Annotated in this window: 3 protein-coding genes and 2 pseudogenes; all 5 read left to right on the top strand. The window is 70.9% G+C overall.

Going from position 1 to position 5,270, the window contains the following annotated elements; genetic code table 11:
• A pseudogene (locus ACFV04_RS43105) lies at window positions 1-168 on the top strand (ATP-binding protein); the annotation flags it as partial.
• A 409-nt stretch (window positions 169-577) separates the two neighbouring features.
• A complete protein-coding gene (locus tag ACFV04_RS43100; protein ID WP_380536534.1) occupies window positions 578-3,910 on the top strand; it encodes a nitrate- and nitrite sensing domain-containing protein in 3,333 nt (1,110 codons plus the stop codon).
• Window positions 3,911-3,920: 10 nt separating this feature from the next.
• On the top strand, window positions 3,921-4,334 hold the full coding sequence (locus tag ACFV04_RS43095; RefSeq protein WP_030057391.1) for a roadblock/LC7 domain-containing protein: 414 nt from the start codon (window positions 3,921-3,923) through the stop codon (window positions 4,332-4,334).
• Between the two features lie 162 nt (window positions 4,335-4,496).
• The gene (locus tag ACFV04_RS43090; RefSeq protein ID WP_360269212.1) at window positions 4,497-5,141 is read left to right on the top strand and encodes a DUF742 domain-containing protein; all 645 of its coding nucleotides are present in this window, start codon (window positions 4,497-4,499) and stop codon (window positions 5,139-5,141) included.
• Window positions 5,122-5,270: pseudogene (locus ACFV04_RS43085) on the top strand (ATP-binding protein); the annotation flags it as partial. The gene ACFV04_RS43090 and the pseudogene ACFV04_RS43085, both read left to right, overlap by 20 nt.

Here is a 5,270-nt window from a genome sequence, read left to right as displayed (position 1 = left end):
CTCAACGGCTTCGACGGACACCAGCCCCACACCGCCGACGAGGTCCGCGAGGCCCTCCAGCTCGGCGCCGACACCCCGGTCGTCACCTTGGACGCGCGCCGCCGCGACAGCGCCAAGAGCGCCCTCATCACGCTCGTCGAGCACGCCCTGCTCGCCCGGCTGCGCTGAGCGGACGCGGGAGGACCGGAACCGTCCAGCCCCGTCGGCCCGTCACTGCGACGGGGCGACGGGGCCGCGCCGCTTAACCGGCCGGTGTCCTCCCGGGGCCCCGCGCAAGACCCGTGTATAAGCAGCGGATAACAGTTCGGTAGGCATTTTGTGATCAACAATGACGCAGCGTGGCGAATCAGCGTCACTCAGCGCCAGGTGACCACGGTTTTGCTCCGTCATGTTGGTGAATGTCCGGATTGTTCCTGCACGGGCGCCGTACGGCGGCTGTTTGTCCCCCATCCCTGCACGTGCTGAAATTCCAGCTACCCCTGAATCTCTCGTGCCGGCCCGTCCGGCGACGGGTCAGGGCCCGGGGGTAGCGCTGGATTGATCCATGGCCGGCAGTCGGCCGAGAGGTAGTTGTCGAGTGAGGCGTAAGCAGCAACCCGCCCCGCAGCGGCGCTCCGAGCCCCGCCAGAGCGAGCCGAACGGTACCCCCGCGGGCCCGGCCGGATTCTCCGCGTTCACTCCCACCGAGGAACGCCCGCAGGCCGCGTCGGCTCCCACGCCCCCGAGCATCGCCACGGCGCCCCGCAGCGGCGGCGCACCGGGCGGCACACCGGGTGGCGACGACGGTGCCGGAGGGCGGTACGAGTTCCTCCGCCCGCGCAACTGGCGCGTGCCGACCCGTCTGATCGCGATCCTGCTGATCCCCGTGATCATCAGTCTCGTCTTCGGCGGTCTGCGAGTGAACACCTCGGTCGACGGTTACATCAAGGCCTCCCGCGCCGAGAAGACCGCCGAGCTGGCCAAGTCCGCGACCGAGCTCGCCGAAGCGCTGGAGAACGAGCGCGACAAGACGCTCATACCCCTGCTCACCAAGCAGGACCCGAACAACGAGGTCACCAAGCGCCGCGCCGACACCGACGCCGCGCTGAAGGCGTACAACGCCGCCTACGCGGCCTCGGACAAGTCCGGTGAGCTGCCGCGCCGCCACGAGGCCTTCCAGGCCCTGCTCGTCGACCTGCCGCACCTGCGGGCCAACGCCTACAACCCCGAGCTGTTCATCACCGCGACCGCGAGCGCCTACTCGGCGATGTTCGCTCCGCTGCTGGCCTACGACAACTCGGTCGGCCTGGGCTCCGCCAACGCCACCAGCAAGGGCCGCGCGATCTACGCGATGTCGCTGGCCAAGGCCTCCGCCTCGACCCAGCGCTCGCTGATGCTGAGCCTGCTGGTCGGCATCGCGCAGAACGGCACGACCCGGTACGAGAACGCCGACGCGACGCAGGCGATCGTGGTCGCGGAGAAGCTGGAGCAGGTCTCCCTCAACGAGTTCAACACCGGTAGCGCCCCCGAGGACGTCAAGAAGTACGCGGACGCGCAGGTCGCCCTGGCCACCGCCCAGGACCGCTCGGCCTACAAGATGCCGAACGGCTCCGCGCCCACCATGCAGGGCCTGATGGCCCTGGCCGCCATGTACAGCCAGGCCGCAGCGGAGGGCCAGCTGAAGGGCAAGGCCACCGCCGACGCCGCGTTCGCCGAGGCGAAGAACGCCGGTCTGACCCCGGACAACTGGAACCAGGCCGCCAACACCCACATCCAGGCCCTGCGGAACACCGAAGTCGTGCTGCTGGAGGACGTCCTCACCGACTCCCGCAGCCTGAAGGACAACGCGCTCTACGACGCCATCCTCAACACGGTCATCGTCGTCGCCGCACTGATCCTGGCCGGCCTGCTCACCGGCTACGTCGCCCGCTCGATGATCCTCGGCATGCGCACCCTGCGCAGCGCCGCCCTGGAGATCGCCGACCACCGCCTGCCGGACCTGGTCGAGAAGCTCTCCAAGACCGACCCCGACCGGGTCGACACCTCGGTGACCCCGATCCCCCTGCACGGCAAGGACGAGATCGGCGAAGTCGCCCGGGCGTTCGACCAGGTCCACCAGCAGGCCGTGGCGCTCGCCGCCGAGCAGGCCCTGCTCCGAGGGAACGTCAACGCGATCTTCACCAACCTGTCGCGCCGCAGCCAGGGCCTCATCCAGCGCCAGCTGGCGCTGATCACCGACCTGGAGAACAACGAGGCCGACCCGGACCAGCTGGAGAACCTCTTCAAGCTGGACCACCTCGCGACCCGCATGCGCCGCAACGGTGAGAACCTGCTCGTCCTCGCGGGCGAGGAGGCCGGCCGCCGCTGGAACACCCCGGTCCCGCTGGTCGACGTGCTCCGCGCCGCCGCGTCCGAGGTGGAGCAGTACGAGCGCGTCGAGCTCTCCGGCATCCCGGAGGTCGACGTCGTCGGCGCCGCCGTGACCGACCTCGTCCACCTGCTCGCCGAGCTGCTGGAGAACGCGACCTCGTTCTCCAGCCCGCAGACCCGGGTGCTGGTCAACGCGACCCGTCTGCCCGACGGCCGCGTGCTGGTCGAGATCCACGACAAGGGCATCGGCCTCACCGCCGAGGACTTCGCGGAGATCAACGAGAAGCTGGCCGAGCCGCCCACGGTCGACGCCACCATCTCCCGCCGCATGGGCCTCTTCGTGGTCGGCCGGCTCTCCCAGCGGCACGACATCCGCGTCCAGCTCCGCCCGTCCGGCGAGTCGGCCGGCACCACCTCGCTGGTCATGCTCCCGCCGTTCGTCACCCAGGGCGGCGCGATGCCGGAGCCGGAGGAGCAGTTCACCGTCTCCCGGATCTTCGCCGACCAGGAGCCGACCGCCCAGTGGGCGCCCGACGCCGGCAACCGCAGTGCCGCCGAGCTCGGCTTCGACGACCACCTCACCGGTGTCGGCAATGCCGGTTCCTCCGGCTTCAGCCCGGCCCTGGAGTCCGTCCAGCGCTCCCAGCGCCTCGACCAGGTCCGCCGCGCGGCCCTGGAGGGCGGCCCGGAGCCGGTGCTGGACGCGGAGGTCGAGGAGGACTACCAGCAGGGCTACGACCAGTACGCCCAGCAGGGCTTCCAGCAGCAGGGCGCCTACGCCGACGACCAGTACGGCTACGACCAGCAGGGCTACCAGCAGGACGGCTACGCCCAGGACGGGTACGACCAGTACCCGCAGCAGGGCTACGACCAGCAGGGCGCCTACGCCGACGAGCAGTACGGCTACGACCAGGGCGGCTACGACCAGTACGGCCACCAGGCTCAGGAGGCCCCGGCCGGCCACCCGTACGCCCCGGAGACGCCCGCGCTGCCCGCAGCCGAGCAGGCGCCCGCCACCCTGGCGTCCGGGCTGCCGCAGCGCCGCCCCGGCGAGCAGCTGGCCGGTGGCGGCCCCGGCACCGCGCCGCCCGGCGCGCTGCCGTCCGGCGACAGCCCCAACTGGTTCGCCGGCGCCAAGGACACCTCCTCCGCCGCGGAGTCCCGCGGCCACGACGTTTCCTCGCTCGGCGGGTACGGCCCGACCGGCCCGACCGCCAGCACCGCCTGGCAGTCGCCGAACGACGGCGACTGGCAGCGGGCCGAGCAGCTGCGCGAACCCTCCTCCGCCGGGACCACCCAGGCCGGTCTGCCGCGGCGCGTGCCCAAGCAGAACCTGGTGCCCGGCAACGCCAAGCCCACCCCGCAGGACGGGCCGCAGGTCTCCCGCAACCCCGAGGAGGTCCGTGGCCGCCTCACGAACCTGCGCCGCGGTGTGGAGCAGGGCCGCAGCGCCGGCAACACCGGAAGCTTCCGGATCGACCCCGATCAGGTAGACCAGTCCGGCAACGGACAGAACCGCAGCACCGATCTCTTCGGCGGCTCGAACCACCAGGAGCGTTGAGTTGACTCAGATGAGCCAGGCCGCACAGAACCTGAACTGGCTGATCACCAATTTCGTGGACAACACCCCCGGGGTGTCCCACACCGTGGTGGTCTCCGCGGACGGCCTCCTCCTGTGCATGTCCGAGGGCTTCCCGCGCGACCGCGCCGACCAGCTCGCCGCCGTCGCCTCCGGCCTCACCTCCCTCACCTCCGGCGCCAGCCGGATCTTCGAGGGCGGCGAGGTCAACCAGACGGTGGTCGAGATGGAGCGGGGCTTCCTGTTCCTCATGGCCGTCAGCGACGGCTCCGCCCTCGCCGTCCTCGCCTCGCCGGACTCCGACATCGGCCTCGTCGGCTACGAGATGGCCCTGCTCGTCGACCGAGCCGGCGCCGTCCTCACCCCCGCTCTCCGCGCGGAACTCCAGGGCAGTCTCCTGCACTGACGGTTCGTCGGATACCGTCCAGGTATTCGAAGTACCTCCGCGTCCTTCCCGGGCCCGCTTCGGCGGGCTCGGGTTCGGACGTTGTACGGCCTTCGCACCACCGGCTCCGGACTTGCGCCGAAGCTCGCAATTGCACCGCCGCACCCTGTGAGGAGAGGAACCGTGACACCGCCCGACGACCGCAGTGGCCAATACGGTCTTCCGTACCCTGGCACAGGCCATGACGCCTTCGGAGCACCCGGCGTCGGCCACGGTCAGGAGTACGGCCGGCATCACTACGGGCAGCCCCAGCACCCGTACGCCAGGCCCGAAGAGCAGTACGGCCAGTACGAGCAGTACGCCCAGCAGCAGCCGTCCTACGGCGCCCCGGCACCCGGCTACCCGGGTGCCGTTCCCGAACCGGCGCCCGGCTACGCGCCGGCCCAGGAACCCGGGCACGTCGAGGAGTTCGAGGACGAGACCGACTCCGGGCCGCTGATCCGTCCGTTCGCGATGACCGGCGGTCGCACCCGGCCGCGCTACGAACTCGCGCTGGAGGCCCTGGTCTCCGCCGACGTCGATCCGCAGCGGCTGTCCACCCTGCTCCCCGAGCACCAGCGGATCTGCACGCTGTGCACGGAGGTCAAATCCGTCGCTGAGGTGTCGGCGCTGCTCTCCCTTCCCCTGGGAGTGGCCCGCATCCTCGTGGCCGACCTGGCCGAGGCCGGCCTGGTCGCCATCCACCAGCCCGCTTCCGGCGGCGAATCCGGAAACCAGCCCGACGTCACGCTGCTCGAAAGGGTCCTCAGTGGACTTCGCAAGCTCTAACGCGGCCGCCCCCACCCGCGCCACCACCTCCGCGAAGATCGTCGTCGCGGGCGGCTTCGGTGTCGGCAAGACCACGCTCGTCGGCGCCGTCTCCGAGATCAACCCGCTGCGCACCGAAGCCGTCATGAC

Origin of the sequence: Kitasatospora sp. NPDC059599 (assembly GCF_042735125.1) — a bacterium.
Taxonomy (GTDB): Bacteria; Actinomycetota; Actinomycetes; order Streptomycetales; family Streptomycetaceae; genus Kitasatospora.
Note: the sequence above shows the minus strand (reverse complement) of the source record. Positions and strands in the feature narration are given on the sequence as shown.